15 protein-coding genes are annotated in these 15,825 nt (G+C 35.0%); 8 read left to right on the forward strand and 7 right to left on the reverse strand.

Annotated features, from left to right (window positions below; translation table 11 throughout):
- Window positions 1-743 precede the first annotated feature (743 nt).
- Window positions 744-1,235 (reverse strand): 6,7-dimethyl-8-ribityllumazine synthase, encoded by a 492-nt coding sequence (gene ribH / locus HX049_RS09955; protein ID WP_286415661.1) that lies wholly within the window; start codon window positions 1,233-1,235, stop codon window positions 744-746.
- A 2-nt stretch (window positions 1,236-1,237) separates the two neighbouring features.
- Window positions 1,238-2,023, reverse strand: coding sequence for a YfgM family protein (locus HX049_RS09960; protein ID WP_286415662.1), 786 nt, complete (start codon window positions 2,021-2,023; stop codon window positions 1,238-1,240).
- 134 nt (window positions 2,024-2,157) lie between these two features.
- On the opposite strand from HX049_RS09960, the gene recF reads away from it, so the two are divergent.
- The 7 genes from recF (at window position 2,158) to HX049_RS09995 (ending at window position 9,386) form a co-directional block, all read left to right on the forward strand.
- A complete protein-coding gene (recF, locus tag HX049_RS09965; RefSeq protein ID WP_286415663.1) occupies window positions 2,158-3,252 on the forward strand; it encodes a DNA replication/repair protein RecF in 1,095 nt (364 codons plus the stop codon).
- Between the two features lie 21 nt (window positions 3,253-3,273).
- Entirely contained in the window at window positions 3,274-4,287 is a 1,014-nt protein-coding gene (gene murB, locus HX049_RS09970; RefSeq protein WP_286415664.1) for a UDP-N-acetylmuramate dehydrogenase, read from the forward strand.
- 232 nt (window positions 4,288-4,519) lie between these two features.
- Window positions 4,520-5,626 (forward strand): glycosyltransferase family 2 protein, encoded by a 1,107-nt coding sequence (locus HX049_RS09975; protein ID WP_286415665.1) that lies wholly within the window; start codon window positions 4,520-4,522, stop codon window positions 5,624-5,626.
- Window positions 5,623-6,198: an RNA polymerase sigma factor gene (locus HX049_RS09980; RefSeq protein ID WP_006262003.1), complete on the forward strand. Its 576-nt coding sequence runs from the start codon at window positions 5,623-5,625 to the stop codon at window positions 6,196-6,198. Before HX049_RS09975 ends, HX049_RS09980 begins: the two co-directional genes overlap by 4 nt.
- A 267-nt stretch (window positions 6,199-6,465) precedes the next feature.
- Complete coding sequence (gene nirK / locus HX049_RS09985; protein ID WP_006260290.1) at window positions 6,466-7,965, forward strand: copper-containing nitrite reductase; 1,500 nt, start codon at window positions 6,466-6,468, stop codon at window positions 7,963-7,965.
- Between the two features lies 1 nt (window position 7,966).
- A complete protein-coding gene (locus HX049_RS09990; RefSeq protein WP_286415666.1) occupies window positions 7,967-8,746 on the forward strand; it encodes a formylglycine-generating enzyme family protein in 780 nt (259 codons plus the stop codon).
- A gap of 16 nt (window positions 8,747-8,762) precedes the next feature.
- A complete protein-coding gene (locus HX049_RS09995; protein ID WP_286415668.1) occupies window positions 8,763-9,386 on the forward strand; it encodes an SCO family protein in 624 nt (207 codons plus the stop codon).
- 68 nt (window positions 9,387-9,454) lie between these two features.
- On the opposite strand, the gene HX049_RS10000 is transcribed toward HX049_RS09995, so the two are convergent.
- Window positions 9,455-10,597 carry an MFS transporter gene (locus HX049_RS10000; protein WP_286415669.1) on the reverse strand — a complete coding sequence of 381 codons (1,143 nt, stop codon included), beginning with the start codon at window positions 10,595-10,597 and terminating at the stop codon, window positions 9,455-9,457.
- A gap of 142 nt (window positions 10,598-10,739) precedes the next feature.
- Here HX049_RS10000 and HX049_RS10005 point away from each other — a divergent pair, with 142 nt between their 5' ends.
- Window positions 10,740-11,117 carry a winged helix-turn-helix transcriptional regulator gene (locus HX049_RS10005; RefSeq protein WP_286415670.1) on the forward strand — a complete coding sequence of 126 codons (378 nt, stop codon included), beginning with the start codon at window positions 10,740-10,742 and terminating at the stop codon, window positions 11,115-11,117.
- 24 nt (window positions 11,118-11,141) lie between these two features.
- Here the strand turns inward: HX049_RS10005 and HX049_RS10010 are convergent, their stop codons facing one another.
- The 4 genes from HX049_RS10010 to HX049_RS10025 all read right to left on the reverse strand — a co-directional run bounded on the left by HX049_RS10010 (window position 11,142) and on the right by HX049_RS10025 (window position 15,811).
- Window positions 11,142-11,594 carry a CopD family protein gene (locus tag HX049_RS10010; protein WP_286415671.1) on the reverse strand — a complete coding sequence of 151 codons (453 nt, stop codon included), beginning with the start codon at window positions 11,592-11,594 and terminating at the stop codon, window positions 11,142-11,144.
- Window positions 11,595-11,600: 6 nt separating this feature from the next.
- Entirely contained in the window at window positions 11,601-12,794 is a 1,194-nt protein-coding gene (locus HX049_RS10015; RefSeq protein ID WP_286415672.1) for a hypothetical protein, read from the reverse strand.
- A 64-nt stretch (window positions 12,795-12,858) separates the two neighbouring features.
- Window positions 12,859-13,572, reverse strand: coding sequence for an iron-sulfur cluster repair di-iron protein (ric, locus tag HX049_RS10020; RefSeq protein WP_286415673.1), 714 nt, complete (start codon window positions 13,570-13,572; stop codon window positions 12,859-12,861).
- Window positions 13,562-15,811, reverse strand: coding sequence for a nitric-oxide reductase large subunit (locus HX049_RS10025; protein ID WP_286415674.1), 2,250 nt, complete (start codon window positions 15,809-15,811; stop codon window positions 13,562-13,564). The genes ric and HX049_RS10025 overlap by 11 nt, the downstream gene beginning before the upstream one ends.
- Between the last annotated feature and the right edge of the window lie 14 nt (window positions 15,812-15,825).

Here is a 15,825-nt window from a genome sequence, read left to right on the forward strand (position 1 = left end):
TTAAACACTACACATCTCACCCTCTAATACCCTTTTAAAAAAAATCACCTAATAAATAACATCAGAAGATAAGTTCTAAAAACGATTACAATGATAACACATTCACTATCTTTATCATTCTACACACGCTAAGAATCTAACCTTAAACTGATGTAATTGCCCCAACTCTACTATACCTTAGGTACACATTCTTTATTATTCATTTTAAATTCATAGTTATAACATTCCTACCTTATCCTTAGAGGAGAATACTGTATGAATAAAAGGAGCATTCTTGGACTAACACGCTCTCTGCTTGACTAAATACGGAGTATTGTCCATCTATTGTCGAAGAGCTTTAATTGAATCCCCTATTTACACGGGTTTAAAGTCCATATAAGTAAAATACAATTCTGACCAAAAACTAAATAATCAACTAAAAATCAGTCATTTAATTAAAAATCAAGACTAAAAAAAAGTATATACTTTTTTTAATTTAAAGCCCAAAAACAAGGAAAACAGAGGATATTGAGTAAAAAAGAGGAAGAAGTTCTCCTTAAATCCCTAAAAATAGAATCAAAATACAGCTACTTATTAAAAAAACAAGAAGGATTATTTTAGAAAAGAAAAAATATAGAGGAAAGCAGTACTGACTAAACAGTATTGAAAACATGACATTCCCTCTTCTTGAAAAACATAAAACAAAAAAAGAGGATTTCTATTTTTAGAAATCCTCTATCTTATATACTATAAATAGATTGTGCTTACGCTTTTCTATTTAAATCTATCATTTTTAAAGCTGCAATAGCTGCTTCTGTACCTTTGTTTCCGTGTTCTCCACCACTACGAGCAATAGATTGTTCGATATGGTTATCTGTCAGTAGACAGAAGATCACAGGGATATCAGAGATTAAGTTAAGGTCTTTAATACCATGTGTCACTCCTTCGCATACGAAGTCAAAATGCATCGTCTCTCCCTTAATCACACACCCTACTACAATAACTGCATCTAAGGTATCATCTACTTCTATCATTTTTTTTGCTCCGAAGATTAATTCAAAGCTACCTGGTACATTCCAGCGAACTATGTTTTCAGCTAATAGACCACAGTCTAATAAGGCTGCTTCTGCACCAGAATACAGTCCATTAGTGATTTGGTCATTCCACTCTGATACTACGATACCTACTCTAAAATCCTTCCCGTCAGGAAGTGTAGTTTTATCGTACTCAGATAAGTTTTTATTTGCTGTTGCCATACTTATTGTGCTAAACCTATCAAGGCATCTACTCCTCTGTATTCTACAGACCCTTGATAGTTATTTTTAATCTCGTTGAAGTTCTTAAGCGCTTCATCTTTTTTACCTAATTCTAAAGCAACTAAACCTGCTTTATTTAAATATCTCGGTGTAGTAAAATCGTTCTTCTGTTTAGCAGCCGCTTTTTGATAATATTCTAAAGCTTGTTCTGGTTGCCCTAATTCAGAGAAAGCATCTCCAATAGCTCCTAAAGCTAATGGTGCTAATACTGCATCATTTCCTTTGAATTTCTCTAAATGCTCGATTGCTTTAGGGAAATCACCTTTATGTAAATATGCTGTACCTGCGTAGTAGTTTGCTAAATCTGCAGACTGTGTACCACCGTAATTTTCTATAATTCCTAAGAATCCTAGTTTACCTTCTCCACCATTAAGTGCTAAGTTAAATAAAGAGTCTTTAGCAGTACCATTCATTAAAGCATCGTTATAATAACTCTGTGCCTGAAACATTTCGTTCGCAGCGTCATCATTTTTTGGCTCAACAACAAATTTGTCATAACCAACATACCCCAAAGTAGCCAAAGCAACAGCACCTACGATACCAAAGATTACTTTTTGGTTGCGCACTACCCAGCTTTCCATTCTATTTGCTCCTTGATCTAAAGAGTTAAATACCTCAGCTGTCTTACTGTTAGATGAATCAATATTGTTATATTGTTCAAACTCATTATCTTCTTTTTCTTGTTCAGGTTTAGGGGCTTTATAACCTCTTTTATTATAAGTTGCCATTTATACAAAGTTTAATGAGTCGCAAAAATAGGATTTTTATTGTAATATAAAAGTGCTTTCTATCTATATTTTTGATAATTTGCACCAAAATTTGATAAAGCACTCTCTAAAACGTTAAAATAACTAGTAACCACGTGTATTTAAAAAAATTAAACATATTAAATTTCAAGAATATTAGCGATAATACTTTCTCTTTTGACCAGAAAATAAACTGTTTTATTGGGTTAAATGGAGTTGGTAAAACTAATATCTTAGACGCTATATATTACATGGCTTATGGGAAGAGTTACTTCAACCCTATAGCTGTGCAAAATATCAAACACAACGAAGATTTTTTTGTAATCGATGGTACATTCATTAGAGATGAAAAAGAAGAACACATCGTATGTAGCCTAAAAAAAGGACAGAAAAAAATCCTGAAGAGAAACAATAAAAATTACGAACGATTCTCTGATCACTTTGGCTTTATTCCCCTAGTGATTATCTCTCCTTCTGACAGCGACTTAATTACAGAAGGAAGTGAGACTAGACGTAAGTTTATCGATAGTGTGATCTCTCAGATGGACAGCAACTATCTACAGCTACTTATACAATACCAGAAGCTAATCAGCCAGCGTAATGCCCTTCTTAAGAGCTTCGCTCAAAATCACTATTTCGACGGAGAGACGTTGGCAGTCTATAATGAGCAGATTGCAGAATTGGCACACCCTATTCACGAAAAAAGAAGAGATTTCATCAAAGAATTCACTCCTATATTCTCTCATTATCACAGTCTGATCACAGAGAATAAAGATGATGTATCTCTAAAATATGAGACGCAGCTAGATGAGAAATCTATGTTAGATCTATTCGCAGAGAATCTAGCCAAAGACCGTATGCTACAGTACACTTCTGTCGGGATACATAAAGATGACTTGGCGTTCGAACTGACAGGACACCCTATTAAAAAATTTGGTTCACAAGGACAGCAAAAGTCATTCTTAATCGCACTAAAATTAGCTCAATTTGAGTTTTTAAAAACTCAACGAGGCGTGGCTCCTATCCTCTTATTTGACGATATATTTGACAAATTAGACGAGAATAGAGTCCGCAAGATTTTAGAGTTAGTTAATTTAGATACCTTTGGTCAGCTCTTTATTTCGGACACACACGCTGATCGTACAGAAAGCTTACTAAATAGCGTAAACCAAGGTTACGAGATTTTTAAAATTCAACAAAACGAAGAATAAACTAATAATACCCCTAAGACAATGAATATTCACGAGAATGTATCGCTAAAACCATATAATACGTTTGGATTAGATGTAAAGGCTAAATATTTTATTGAAATAAAACAGATAAATGATCTAAAAGAAATAGTCAAAGCTAATAAAAGTGACAAACTGTTCATCTTAGGAGGAGGTAGTAATATGCTACTAACACAAGACATCAATAAGATCGTCATCAAGCTAGATCTAAAAGGAATCAATATCATCAATGAAGATGACGACTATGTATATGTAGAGGCTGAAGCTGGAGAGAATTGGCATGAGTTCGTCTTATGGTGTATCGAGCACAACTATGGAGGCATAGAGAACTTATCTCTTATACCAGGTAATGTAGGCACTACACCTATCCAGAACATTGGCGCTTATGGAGTAGAGATTAAAGATGTGCTATACAGCTGCAAGGCTCTTAACATGGAGACATTAGAAATAAGAGATTTCAAGAATGCTGAATGTGAGTTTGACTATAGAGAAAGTGTGTTTAAAAATGCACTAAAGAATCAATATATCATTCTATCTGCAACATATAAATTAACTAAACAAAATCACAATCTAAAGGTGGAATACGGCGCTATAAAAAGTCAATTAGACGCTGATAATATTACCTCTCCTACTATCAGAGATATTAGTAATGCTGTGATCTCTATCAGACAGAGTAAGTTGCCTGATCCTAAAGAAATCGGCAATAGTGGTAGCTTCTTTAAAAATCCTATCGTAGACAGAGACACCTTTGAGAGACTGTATAGAGTATATCCTAGCATGCCTCACTATACCATCAATGAACAAGAGGTAAAAATACCTGCAGGGTGGCTGATAGAGACTAGTGGCTTTAAGGGATACAGACTAGGTGATGCTGGTGTACATGAGAAACAAGCTCTAGTGCTAGTCAATTATGGAAAAGCAGAAGGTGAGCAAATCAAGAAATTAGCAGAAACTGTTCAACGAGAAGTTTTTAATCTATTTGGTATTTCTATTCATGCAGAAGTTAATATCTTTTAAAAAATATATTTAGCTTGTTTAAAATACCTGTATGTTTAAAGATATATACTACTTTTAAGTGAATTGATGTAGAATTTCTTTTGGATAAATATATCTATCTAAAAAAACACAATATAATGATAACCTAAAAAGTAGTATATTCAAAATATATAAACTATTTTTAAACAGGCATCTATATTCTTTTAACAGATTAATCGTACATTTGCAGACCTTACGGGAATAGATATTCACTATGCTAACACTTTTATTTTACATTTTCATTGCTGTTATAGTTATAGAAATATTACAGTATATTATCATCTATGGACCACTAGCTATGTCTAGTAGTCTACCGACTAAACGATACGCTGATCTAGAACCTATTTCTGTCATTGCTTATGTAAAAGATCAACAAGAGAAGTTAGAGAACTTCCTTTCTGTTCTTATACAACAAGATTATCCCGAATATGAAGTCATACTAGTCTATAGTGCATCTGATGACGAAAGCTTAGAAATATTAGAGAAATTCTGTTTGACTTATCCTAATACTAGATTAGTTAATGTAGAAAATATAGAGGCTTTCTGGGGCAATAAGAAGTATGCCTTGACTCTAGGTATGAAGGTAGCTAAGTATGAGCGCTTTATCTTTACAGAACCTGCAGTTACTCCTATATCTGATAAATGGTTACTAGCCATAAGCAAAGGATTCTCTTCTACTAAGAAAGTGATACTGGGCCATACTAAAATCGAAAAAAAGAAAAGGTCTTTTATCAATCAATTGATCCGTTTCCAAAATACGTATAAGACAATAAACCTATTCTCATGGGTATCTTATGGTAGACCTATCCATGGAAATGCTTATAACCAAGGATATAATAAAGAGTTGTTCTTTAAGGTAAACGGCTTTATCGATCATATGAAGACTCCTTATGGTGATGAATATGCCTTCATCAATCAAATAGGGACAAGCAGTAATACAACGACTGCACATGACCGCGACAGCTTCGTATGCTTACAAGTGGAGAGCAAGACAGCTACATGGACAGATAATATAAAGAAGTATGACTTACTCCTTAGGACTTCATCTATCTTCAATCAGTTTAAGCTTAGATTCTTTAGTCTATCTCACCTTCTGTTCTTCGGATTATTTACTACACTGATCAGCTTTCTATTTAACTGGGAGATTGTATTAGGTCTATTTGTATTCCGTTATTTGATTATATACATTTATAACTACAAGTTATTTAAAGTATTTGATGATAAAGATTTGTTGTGGACACTGCCATTCTTAGAAATTATTCATATTTTTATCACTACGTATTACTCAATACTACATTTTATTACACGTAAAAAAATTTGAAAAACTTAGTTCAAGAAAATATCCTAGCAGCTCAAAAGGGAGATCAGATAGCATTTACCTTCTTGCTAAACCATTATTGGTCTGAAGTATATAACTTTATGCTAAAAAGAACAGCTAATGAAGTGGATGCTGAAGATATTACTATTGAAACTTTTTCGAAGGCGTTTACTAATATTAGTAAGTATGACCCTACTTACGCCTTTAATACTTGGCTGATTAGCATTGCTAAGAATGTGCATATCGATATGATCAGAAAGCGCAAAAATATGTCTTTCTTAGATATCAATGACGAGGAGAATCAACAGTATCACGATATCATAGATGATACGATGAACAAAGAGGATGAACTGATACAAGAACAAAATCTAGTGATCTTTAAAAGTTATATCAACTTACTTAAACCGCACTACCAAGAGGTAATAGATATGCGTTTCTTCCAAGAAATGTCTTATAACGAAATTGCCGAAGCCTTAAATGAGCCTTTAAACAATGTCAAGGTCAAGATTATGCGTGCTAAAAAACTATTAGCAGAAATCATTCTGAAACAAATAGATCAAAATTTCTCTATCTAGTCTTCACAAACTATAATACCCTATAATTTGGTATTAAATACGACTTCTTATATTCACATATTGTGATGTCGCCTCAAAAGAATTCATATTGTTTTTATTTATATTCCTTTATTTTACACGCAAGATTAGCAACACACCCATATAACAACCAGCTATTTAGCTAAAATAATTAGAATCCTATAATTATTTCATAACGAGTAAAAAAAGTTCATTCAATTTTTAAAAACTGATATTTATCACAATAAAAGACAATAAGGTCTTTTATCTTTGATATACAAAAATGAACAAAAGAACACAGTTATGAATACAAAGGTACAAACACTAAAAACTAAACTTGGAGTACTACTATTATCTCTAGGTTTACTAACAATCGGAGGCTGTCAACAGAAAGACAAAACTCCTACAAAGATGACTCCAGAGATGGCTGAACAAATAGTAGTCAAAGGAGAAGCTGAAGCTGAACTAACTGCACCTCCCCTAGTACCTAAACCTGTAGGCAAAAGGGATGCAACGAAACTAATTGTTAATCTAGAGATTTTAGAACAAGAAGGCGAAATGGTAGATGGGGTAAAATATATGTATTGGACCTTCGGTGGTACTGTACCAGGTAGCTTTATCCGTACCCGTGTTGGTGATGAAGTAGAGTTCACACTTAAAAATCACCCTGACAATAAACTTCCTCACAATATTGACCTTCACGCTGTGACAGGTCCTGGAGGTGGAGCTGCATCATCACTAGTAGCACCAGGACATGAGGTAACGTTCTCTTTTAAAACACTACATCCTGGTCTATATGTATACCACTGTGCTACTGCTCCTGTAGGGATGCATATCGCTAATGGAATGTATGGTCTGATCTTAGTAGAGCCTGAAGGTGGACTACCTCCTGTAGACAAAGAATACTATGTGATGCAAGGGGACTTTTATACGAAAGGAAACTATGGAGAGAAAGGACTACAACCATTCGACATGAATAAAGCATTAAAAGAACAACCTGATTATGTAGTATTCAATGGGCATGTAAACGGATTAGTCAATGAAAATGCAATCACTGCTAAAGTAGGAGAAACAGTAAGGTTATACGTAGGTAATGGTGGACCAAACTTAGTGAGTTCTTTCCACGTAATCGGAGAGATTTTCGATAGAGTACATGTAGAAGGAGCTGATCTAATCAACGAAAACGTACAGACTACACTTATACCAGCAGGAGGTGCTGCAATAGTAGAATTTAAAGTAAATACACCTGGTACATTTGTATTAGTAGACCACTCTATCTTCAGAGCCTTTAATAAAGGAGCACTAGGAATGCTAAAAGTAGAAGGAGACGAAAACCAGAAAGTATTTGCAGGTAAGATAAAAGAAGGAATATACCTACCTGAAGGAGGTACTATACAAAATATGCCTAAAGAACCTGCTAAAAAAGAAGTAATAGAAAACAAAACTCTAGCGCAACAAATAGCAGATGGTAAGAGCGTATTTACTAGAACATGTTTTGCTTGTCACCAATCTGAAGGACAAGGTATAGAGAAGATATTCCCTCCTCTAGCAAAATCTGATTACTTAAATGCAGATGTGAATAGAGCTATAAAAACAGTTATAAACGGACTACAAGGAGAGATTACAGTTAATAAAGTAAAATATAACTCTATCATGACGAGTCAGAACTTAAGTGACCAAGAGATTGCTGACGTATTGACTTATGTGTACAATAGTTGGGGAAATAATAAAACTGTAGTGAGCCCTCAAATGGTTCAAAAAAATAGATAAAATGTTTTTTCTTGATAAATCAAACTTCATTGTGTGTCTTCTGAGCATAGTATCCTTAACAGGAATATATGCTCAGAAAGCGACACCGATGGTCACTATCAAAAGTGGAACTTTTGTTCCACTTTACGGTAGTACAGAAGAAGGCTATGTAAAAGTAGCTTCTTTCAAAATGGATCAATACGCTGTGACCAATGAACAGTATGTAGAGTTCTTAAAGAAAAACCCAAATTACCAACGCTCACAAATCAAAGCGTTATTCGCTAATAAAAGTTACTTATCTCATTGGAAAAGTGATTTAGACTATGGCGATTTAAAACCTGATGCTCCTGTAACCAATGTATCTTGGTTTGCAGCTAAAAAATACTGTGAGTTACAAGACAAAAGATTGCCTACTATGGATGAATGGGAGTATGTAGCTATGGCAGACGCAAAGAATATGGATGCTCGCCAAAAAGAAGAATACAATAAGTATATCCTCGCTTGGTACGAGACTCCTAAGACTTATGTCAATCCTGTAGGGAGCACCTTTAAAAATTACTGGGGTGTATATGATATGCATGGCTTAATATGGGAGTGGGTAGCAGACTATAATTCAATCTTCTTGTCTGGAGAAAGCCGCAAAGACAAGGGCAACGACGAGAACTTATTCTGTGGAAGTGCTTCTATTAATGCTTCTGACCTGATGGACTATGCTGCCTTTATGAGATACGGTTTTAGAGGTAGTCTTAGAGCTAACTTTACAACAAAAAACTTAGGTTTTAGATGCGCACAAAACCCTTAAAAAAAAGAACATCATTATGAAAAAGACATTGATAGCATTACTAAGCTGCTCTACTTTACTACTAACTAGTTGTAAAGAGACTAAAGCTACAGAAGAGCAATCTCAAGCTACAGAACAAACTACAGAGTCACAAGAGATTTCTGATTTGTCTATTTACAATCTACCTTCTACCTGGACTACACAAGACGGCAAAGACATTGAGCTAAAAGACTTACAGGGTAATGTACTAGTCATGGTGATGATTTATACCTCTTGTAAAGCTGCATGTCCTCGATTAGTAGCTGATATGCGTAATATCGAGGAAAGAGTAAAAGGTAAAAACGCAGATAAGGTAAAATATGTGTTAGTCAGCATTGATCCACAAGTAGATACTCCTGAACGTCTAAAAGCATTTGCTAAAGAGAACTTAATGGATGGTCCACAATGGATATTCTTGCGTTCTACTGAAGAAGACACAAGAGAGTTTGCTGCTACTCTAGCTGTGAATTATAAAAAGATCTCTCCAATAGACTTCTCTCACTCTAATATCATTAGTGTATTTAATACCAAAGGAGAATTAGATTATCAACAAGAGGGACTTGGTATAGACTATGCTCCTACTGTAAAAGAAATAGAGCAACAACTCGCTTTAATTAAATAAGAAAGTTAGTTATTAGTTTGATAATATACTGCTCTGCTTCTGTACTGAAGTTGAGCAGTATTTTTGTTTTAATCCACCTTGTTAAACTTGACAACAAAATAAATCAACACCAAGCTTAGCAAGGCAAAAATCAACATCGCTAAGGGCAAAAATTGTAAGCCATAATAAGCTATTACCTTTCCTCCAACAAAAGTTCCAACAGCAATTCCCAAGTTACCAAAAGAAGTAGAAAGACTACTGCCTAATTCAAAAGGCAGCTTGGTTGTCTTCTGTAAGAATGCTGTTGCATTCAAATATACAGGAGTATAAAATAGGCTCCACATGGATACAACTAAAACCGTCAAGATAGATTCACTTCCCGAAATATAAAGAAGTAAAGCTATTAGAGCTGCTCCCATAATGTAAAACACATTGCTGTAAACCACACCTTTAGACAATACCTTCCCTCCTATGTACATGGCTACAACACCTATCAATCCAAATAAAAGCACCATATTCCCAACCATCAGACCAGACATATTCTTCTCTTTACTCAAATAGTCTGCAAAATAGCTGTAAACGCTAAACCACATCGCTAAAATAAATAAATTAACTAATGCACTTCTTATAAAAGAGAGATCTCTAAAAACTACTAGTTCTTTAGTGTTAAACACTTTTGTGTCACCTGGAACACAAGGTAAAAAGATATAAATAGCCATAAAGGCAATACTACTCACAATTCCTTGAATTAAAAAAATGGCTTCTAACCCATAGCCATTTGTCAAGTATGTAGCCAAGGGAATAGTAGTAAAAGACGCAATAGTAATACCGCTAAATACAATACTCATCATCTGACTGTGCTTATCTTTTGGTGAAAAGCGAACCGCTATAGAAAGCGCATTGGCAATATAGACTGGCTGTAGTAAAGCAGAGATAAGCCTCAGAGTAAACAACAACCAAAAAGGAGGTAAACTCACTGAGATAAAACTTGAAATTACAAATAAAGCTAAGACTAATAGCATTACTTTCTTTTTGTCCATTCGAACCGTTAAAACAGTCATCAAAGGATCTAAGAAGGCAATCACTAAAGCAAATCCACTTAAAAGCCAACTTGCTTGATCTATTGAAATTCTATAATGTGAAGCTATCTGTGGCAGTACTCCAATAACACCAAACTCTGTTGTAATAATACTCAGCAGTCCTAAGGCTCCTACGTAGGCATATTTCTTCATAAAAATTTAATCCATACTTTTGCTTAATCAAAAGCAGTTATACATCTCATTGTATTCTGTAAATACTAAGGCAAAAGTAAAGAGCGAGTTTAGAGTAAACTATACAAGCGATTTTTGTGAGTAACTAACAATTTTGTAAGTAATGGCAAAAAGAAAAGAAAATTCAACCAATAATATCAATAGGGAGTACATCACAACTAATTGTGATGCAATCTATACAATCTGCAAAATAGGTGGAAGATGGAAGATGATGATCTTATTTTACCTTGAGGAATATGGCACACTGCGCTTTAACGAACTAAAAGAGAAAACTGTTGGGATTACTGATCGCATGTTTTCGCTACAATTAAAGGAGTTAGAAGCCGACAACTTAGTTACAAGACAAGTATATGCGGAAGTCCCTCCACGAGTAGAGTACTCCTTAACGAATATAGCTAAAGACCTTTTGCCTATTTGGCCAGCATTAGAAGATTGGGGAGCAAAACACCGTGCTTTAAGTGCTGTAAAACAAGAAGATTAAAATAGCCTTGAGGGAAATATAACGTTATATACCGCCATATCTGACAAAACTACCAAGTATCAACATCACAATGCTAATGGTCGTCACAGACAAGATGTGAAAAGTCATTAAAGGCAACTTTTGAATATCAGTCTTTAGGCGTGGTAATACATAAAACTGAGCACTTAATGCAAATAAAGCAATCGTGATCAGGCAAGCTAATTTTAGTGATACTACACGTTCTATGGGTGTTTCAAAAGTAAACCAGTTTGCCAACTTTACATTGTAGATATAGGCCATGCGTACACCTGTCAACAACATTACAAATAACGCAGGCGTACCAAACCACTCATATCTACTCTCAAAGTTAAACAACTTCGCAACTGACTTCTCTTTCCAAACTTGAGGTAGTATCACAACACTTAATAAAATATGCCCTCCTACCCAAATAGTCGCGCCTAATAAGTGAAGTATTAATAAAAGGTGTAATTCATTCATAACATGCTATTTTTTTAAATATGATATAAGAAAGCTCAAGACACTAATAGGCAAAAGTACTGAAGCCCAAAACAAGGATAAAGGAGTATTCTCTATCCAAACAATATGCATAAAACCTTGTAAGCCCTGAACAAACAATAGAAATTCAGTAAGGACAAACCCAAATAGTAAGCTGAGTATCCCTATTTTAGTAAAAATATTAACATACATTTTTTTCTGTTGTATCATCAACCATAAGCCAAACCCACTCAAGACTCCTAACATATTCAAATGGATAAACCCCACAATCCAACTGCGCAATGCTTGCAATTCGTTGGCTATAGATTCTGATATTACTAACAACTGTGTCCCTATACGCATTGTAAAGCATATTCCTGCTAATATTAATAAAAGCCACGCAAAGTTAGCTTCGTTATTATCTCGTTGCTTAAACATCTTATAAACGGGATTTAATAAATACCCCACAGAATAAAATTGCAATAAAACGCCTACTGTATTTAAGTAATGAAGTATAGGTAATTCTACATACCAACTCACGGGTAGAGCATAAGTGAGTATTACAGATACTATCCAAGTGTAATAAAAAGGCTTAAACTTAGATAAAGAGTATCCTTTAAATACAATAGCAAACAACAACGTCAAAAAAGCAGTTAAGAACCAACCGTCAAACTGGAAGTGCAAAAAGAACTGTATGCAAATTTGATAAAAAGCACTTGCTTTACCCATCATGCCAACTGCTGGTCCCAAACACCAAACACCTAAAGTAGAAGATGCCATAAAGAACAAGGACGTTTTTAATAAAACACCTTGCTGCGTTCCTGAGACAGTGTTGTTCTTCCACAGATGCACGACAAATACATAAGAACAGATAATGTGCAATGTAGAAAAGCTAATAGAAGCAGCGGCATATCCCATAAAGGGAAAAGTCACCCCCATTCCAAGCACAGCCAATTGGGTTACCCAAAATAGTCGCGTGTAAAATGTATTTTCCTTATCGTTTTTTAATCCAAACTGTTGCACAAACAATACGTAAACCAGTAAATACAACCAACCTAATAAAGCAATATGAGAGTGCGTATGTAAAACATATAAAAACGTCACTCCTTCTATCGGATAAACGAAAATACTTCTCAACAAAAGTCCTAATAGGGCTGCTGCAAGAAAGTTGACCAAAGGAATGATGTAATAGACTGGTTTCATAAACTGTTATACAAGAAGTGCCTTAAACTTAAAGGTAAGGCACTTCTATGAAATTTGAAAAAGATTACTCGAATTTTTGTTCTAATACTATTGCACTTGGAAACAAAATATTATTTTCTAAGTGAATGTGTTTATGTAGGTCATCTTCGAACTCTTTTAGCATAGCGTAAGTAACCTTATATGTATTACATCCATCTGCTGGTGGTGTATAATTATTAGACAACTCTGCTATTTTTCGGAAACGCTCACCTTCCCCATCATGTTCATGCATCATCATGGCAACTGGATTTTGTACTGTACCAAAATGAGGTGTTTCTAAAGGTTGTCCAGAAATAGTAGCAGATACCATTTTGCGAATAAATGGGAAAAGTACTAATTCTTCTTTCTTCAAGTGTTGACTTAATTCACCAGCACATCCGATAAACAGTTCATTAATTTCTATTAATTCAGGATGTCTATCTCCATGTACGCGACTAAGCTTATTCAAGAACTGTAACAATACTGGTATCTTCTCCTCCACATAGCGATGGTGAGTCTTCTCAATATAATCAGCTAACAAATCCAAAGGCCAGTGTCTAAAGTCAATATTGTTTTCAGCTTGATGCATTAACAACTTTTCTAACTCGTTAATAAGTTCCTCTTGATCTACTGATTTTCTCTCACATACTTCATCAATAGTACGTCCTCCTTTACAGCAGAAATCAATTCCATATTTATTAAATACTGCTGCTGTTCTAAAATCTTCTGCTACAAATGAGCCCACTGTTCTATTTTTCATGATTGTCTTTTTTTAATGTTAATTTGAATACAAATAATACGATTGCAAATATTCCGACTGTAAAGATTACATCCCCTATTGTACGTAGCCATTTCAGCGTATTCATTGCCGGTAATTGCATTAACTCACTTGAGCGAGCGTACCACATACCATGTTGAATACTTTCAATAGCTTGCCATATACCGATTGGCAACAAACTTAAAAGTGCCATTAGTAGCAAACCTAAGTTCAATCCCCAAAAGCCTATTTTTAATAACTTCTCATTCCATTGTACATTCCTGTAGATACTTCTTAATACGAAAAGCATTAGTCCAATCCCCAACATTCCATACACACCAAACAAAGCAGTATGACCGTGAAGAGGGGTTGTATTTAACCCTTGTACATAATACAGTGCTATGGGTGGATTAATAATAAAACCAAATACACCAGCTCCTAAGAAGTTCCAAAAAGCGACAGCAACCATAAAGTATATCGGCCATTTATAGTCTTGTAACCAACCTTTATGTGTAGATATTTTATAGTTCTCATAAGCCTCGTACCCTATTAAAGTTAATGGCACAACTTCTAATGCACTAAATGTTGCTCCTAAAGCCATTACTGCCGTAGGCGTACCAGAAAAATACAAGTGATGGAAAGTACCGATAATACCACCTGACATAAATACAATGGTTGAGAATAAGGCTCCATTAGTCGCTGTTTTCGTTTTAATCAATCCCATTCGAACAAATAAAAACGCCAATACTACAGTTGCAAATACTTCAAAGAAACCTTCAACCCATAAATGCACTACCCACCATCTCCAATATTCTGCAATGGCTAAGTTTGTTTGTCTTCCCCACATTAATCCAGCACCATAAAATAAGGCAATGGCTCCACAAGAAATTAAGAATAAGATTATCAAATTGCGGTGTTGACTGCCCTTTTCTTTCAATACGGGGATAAGAGGTCTTATCATTAAAGCTAACCAAACAAATAATCCCACGAATAAGAATATTTGCCAAAAGCGACCTAAGTCTACGTACTCATATCCTTGATGTCCAAACCAAAAGTTTTGTACCAAGTCGAGCTTTTGCATAATCCCAAACCACTGTCCTATCATTGATCCCAATACAATAATTAGCAAAGCAACAAATAGGAAGTTTACTCCGAATACCTGAAACTTTGGATCTTTTCCACCGACAGCCGGAGAAATATAAAGTCCTGTTCCTAACCAAGCAGTTGCAATCCAAAAAATAGCTAATTGAGTATGCCATGTACGAGTAACAGAATAAGGTAAAATCTTATCTAATGGAATACCGTATAACCCTTGCCCTTCTACACCATAGTGAGCCGTAATAATACCTAATCCCACCTGTAACAACATCAATAAGCAAACAACCCAGAAATACTTCTTCAGAATTGTCATACTTTTAGTCACTGTTCCATTTGATACTGGGTCTTTGACTGGTACCATTTCTTCTTCTTCCTGTTTAGAGGCTACGTGATAATACACCAATACCCCAACAGCAAAAATCAATAAGATAATACTCACACCTGACCAGGCTAACAGAGGTGTAGTAGCAACATTTCCAACCAAGTCCTCTGCAGGCCAGTTGTGCGTGTAACTGATATCGCTATCAGGTCTATTCGTTACCGTAGCCCATGTTGCCCAAAAGAAGAAAGCATTCATTTGCTGTAATCTCACTGGGTCAGTAATTGAATTATTGGGAATAGCATAGTCTTTGCGCAATTGTGCAAATTCAGGGTCATCAGTAAATAACTTGCTATAATACTCCTGTAAATACAGCCTTGCCATATTGCGTTCAGGTGTTATCGTTAATATCCCTGTTGCTTTATCATACGTATTAGGTCTGATATTAGCTTGTAAGTGTGCTTTTAAATAAGCTTGTTCTTCTAAAGAACTTTCAGCATAAGTTTTATGATACTTTTCCTTTGCGTAATAATCTAATAAATACAAAGCTTCGCGATGTAAATAGTCTGCAGTCCAATCAGGGGCAACGTAAGCACCATGTCCCCATACAGATCCAACCTCCTGACCACCGATACTCTGCCAAACATTTTGACCGTCTTTGATATCTTTATCAGATAAGATTACTTCACCAGTAGTCGTCTTGACTTCAGTTGGTACAGGAGGAGCTTCTTGGTAAATTTCTATACCATAATAACCCAGTACCCCAAACGAGAATAACATCACTATCGCAAATGCTATCCATAACTTTCTTTGTTTATTTTTCATACCTTTTAAATAGA

Source organism: Myroides odoratimimus (genome assembly GCF_030326305.1).
GTDB classification, from domain to species: domain Bacteria; phylum Bacteroidota; class Bacteroidia; order Flavobacteriales; family Flavobacteriaceae; genus Flavobacterium; species Flavobacterium odoratimimum_A.

What these genes read in the sequence shown, in the direction of transcription:
- ribH (WP_286415661.1), bottom strand. Translation starts at nt 1,235, where the DNA reads ATGGCAACAGCAAATAAAAACTTATCTGAGTACGATAAAACTACACTT.
- HX049_RS09960 (WP_286415662.1), bottom strand. Translation starts at nt 2,023, where the DNA reads ATGGCAACTTATAATAAAAGAGGTTATAAAGCCCCTAAACCTGAACAA.
- murB (WP_286415664.1), top strand. Translation starts at nt 3,274, where the DNA reads ATGAATATTCACGAGAATGTATCGCTAAAACCATATAATACGTTTGGA.
- HX049_RS09975 (WP_286415665.1), top strand. Translation starts at nt 4,520, where the DNA reads ATGCTAACACTTTTATTTTACATTTTCATTGCTGTTATAGTTATAGAA.
- HX049_RS09990 (WP_286415666.1), top strand. Translation starts at nt 7,967, where the DNA reads ATGTTTTTTCTTGATAAATCAAACTTCATTGTGTGTCTTCTGAGCATA.
- HX049_RS09995 (WP_286415668.1), top strand. Translation starts at nt 8,763, where the DNA reads ATGAAAAAGACATTGATAGCATTACTAAGCTGCTCTACTTTACTACTA.
- HX049_RS10000 (WP_286415669.1), bottom strand. Translation starts at nt 10,597, where the DNA reads ATGAAGAAATATGCCTACGTAGGAGCCTTAGGACTGCTGAGTATTATT.
- HX049_RS10005 (WP_286415670.1), top strand. Translation starts at nt 10,740, where the DNA reads ATGGCAAAAAGAAAAGAAAATTCAACCAATAATATCAATAGGGAGTAC.
- HX049_RS10010 (WP_286415671.1), bottom strand. Translation starts at nt 11,594, where the DNA reads ATGAATGAATTACACCTTTTATTAATACTTCACTTATTAGGCGCGACT.
- HX049_RS10015 (WP_286415672.1), bottom strand. Translation starts at nt 12,794, where the DNA reads ATGAAACCAGTCTATTACATCATTCCTTTGGTCAACTTTCTTGCAGCA.
- ric (WP_286415673.1), bottom strand. Translation starts at nt 13,572, where the DNA reads ATGAAAAATAGAACAGTGGGCTCATTTGTAGCAGAAGATTTTAGAACA.
- HX049_RS10025 (WP_286415674.1), bottom strand. Translation starts at nt 15,811, where the DNA reads ATGAAAAATAAACAAAGAAAGTTATGGATAGCATTTGCGATAGTGATG.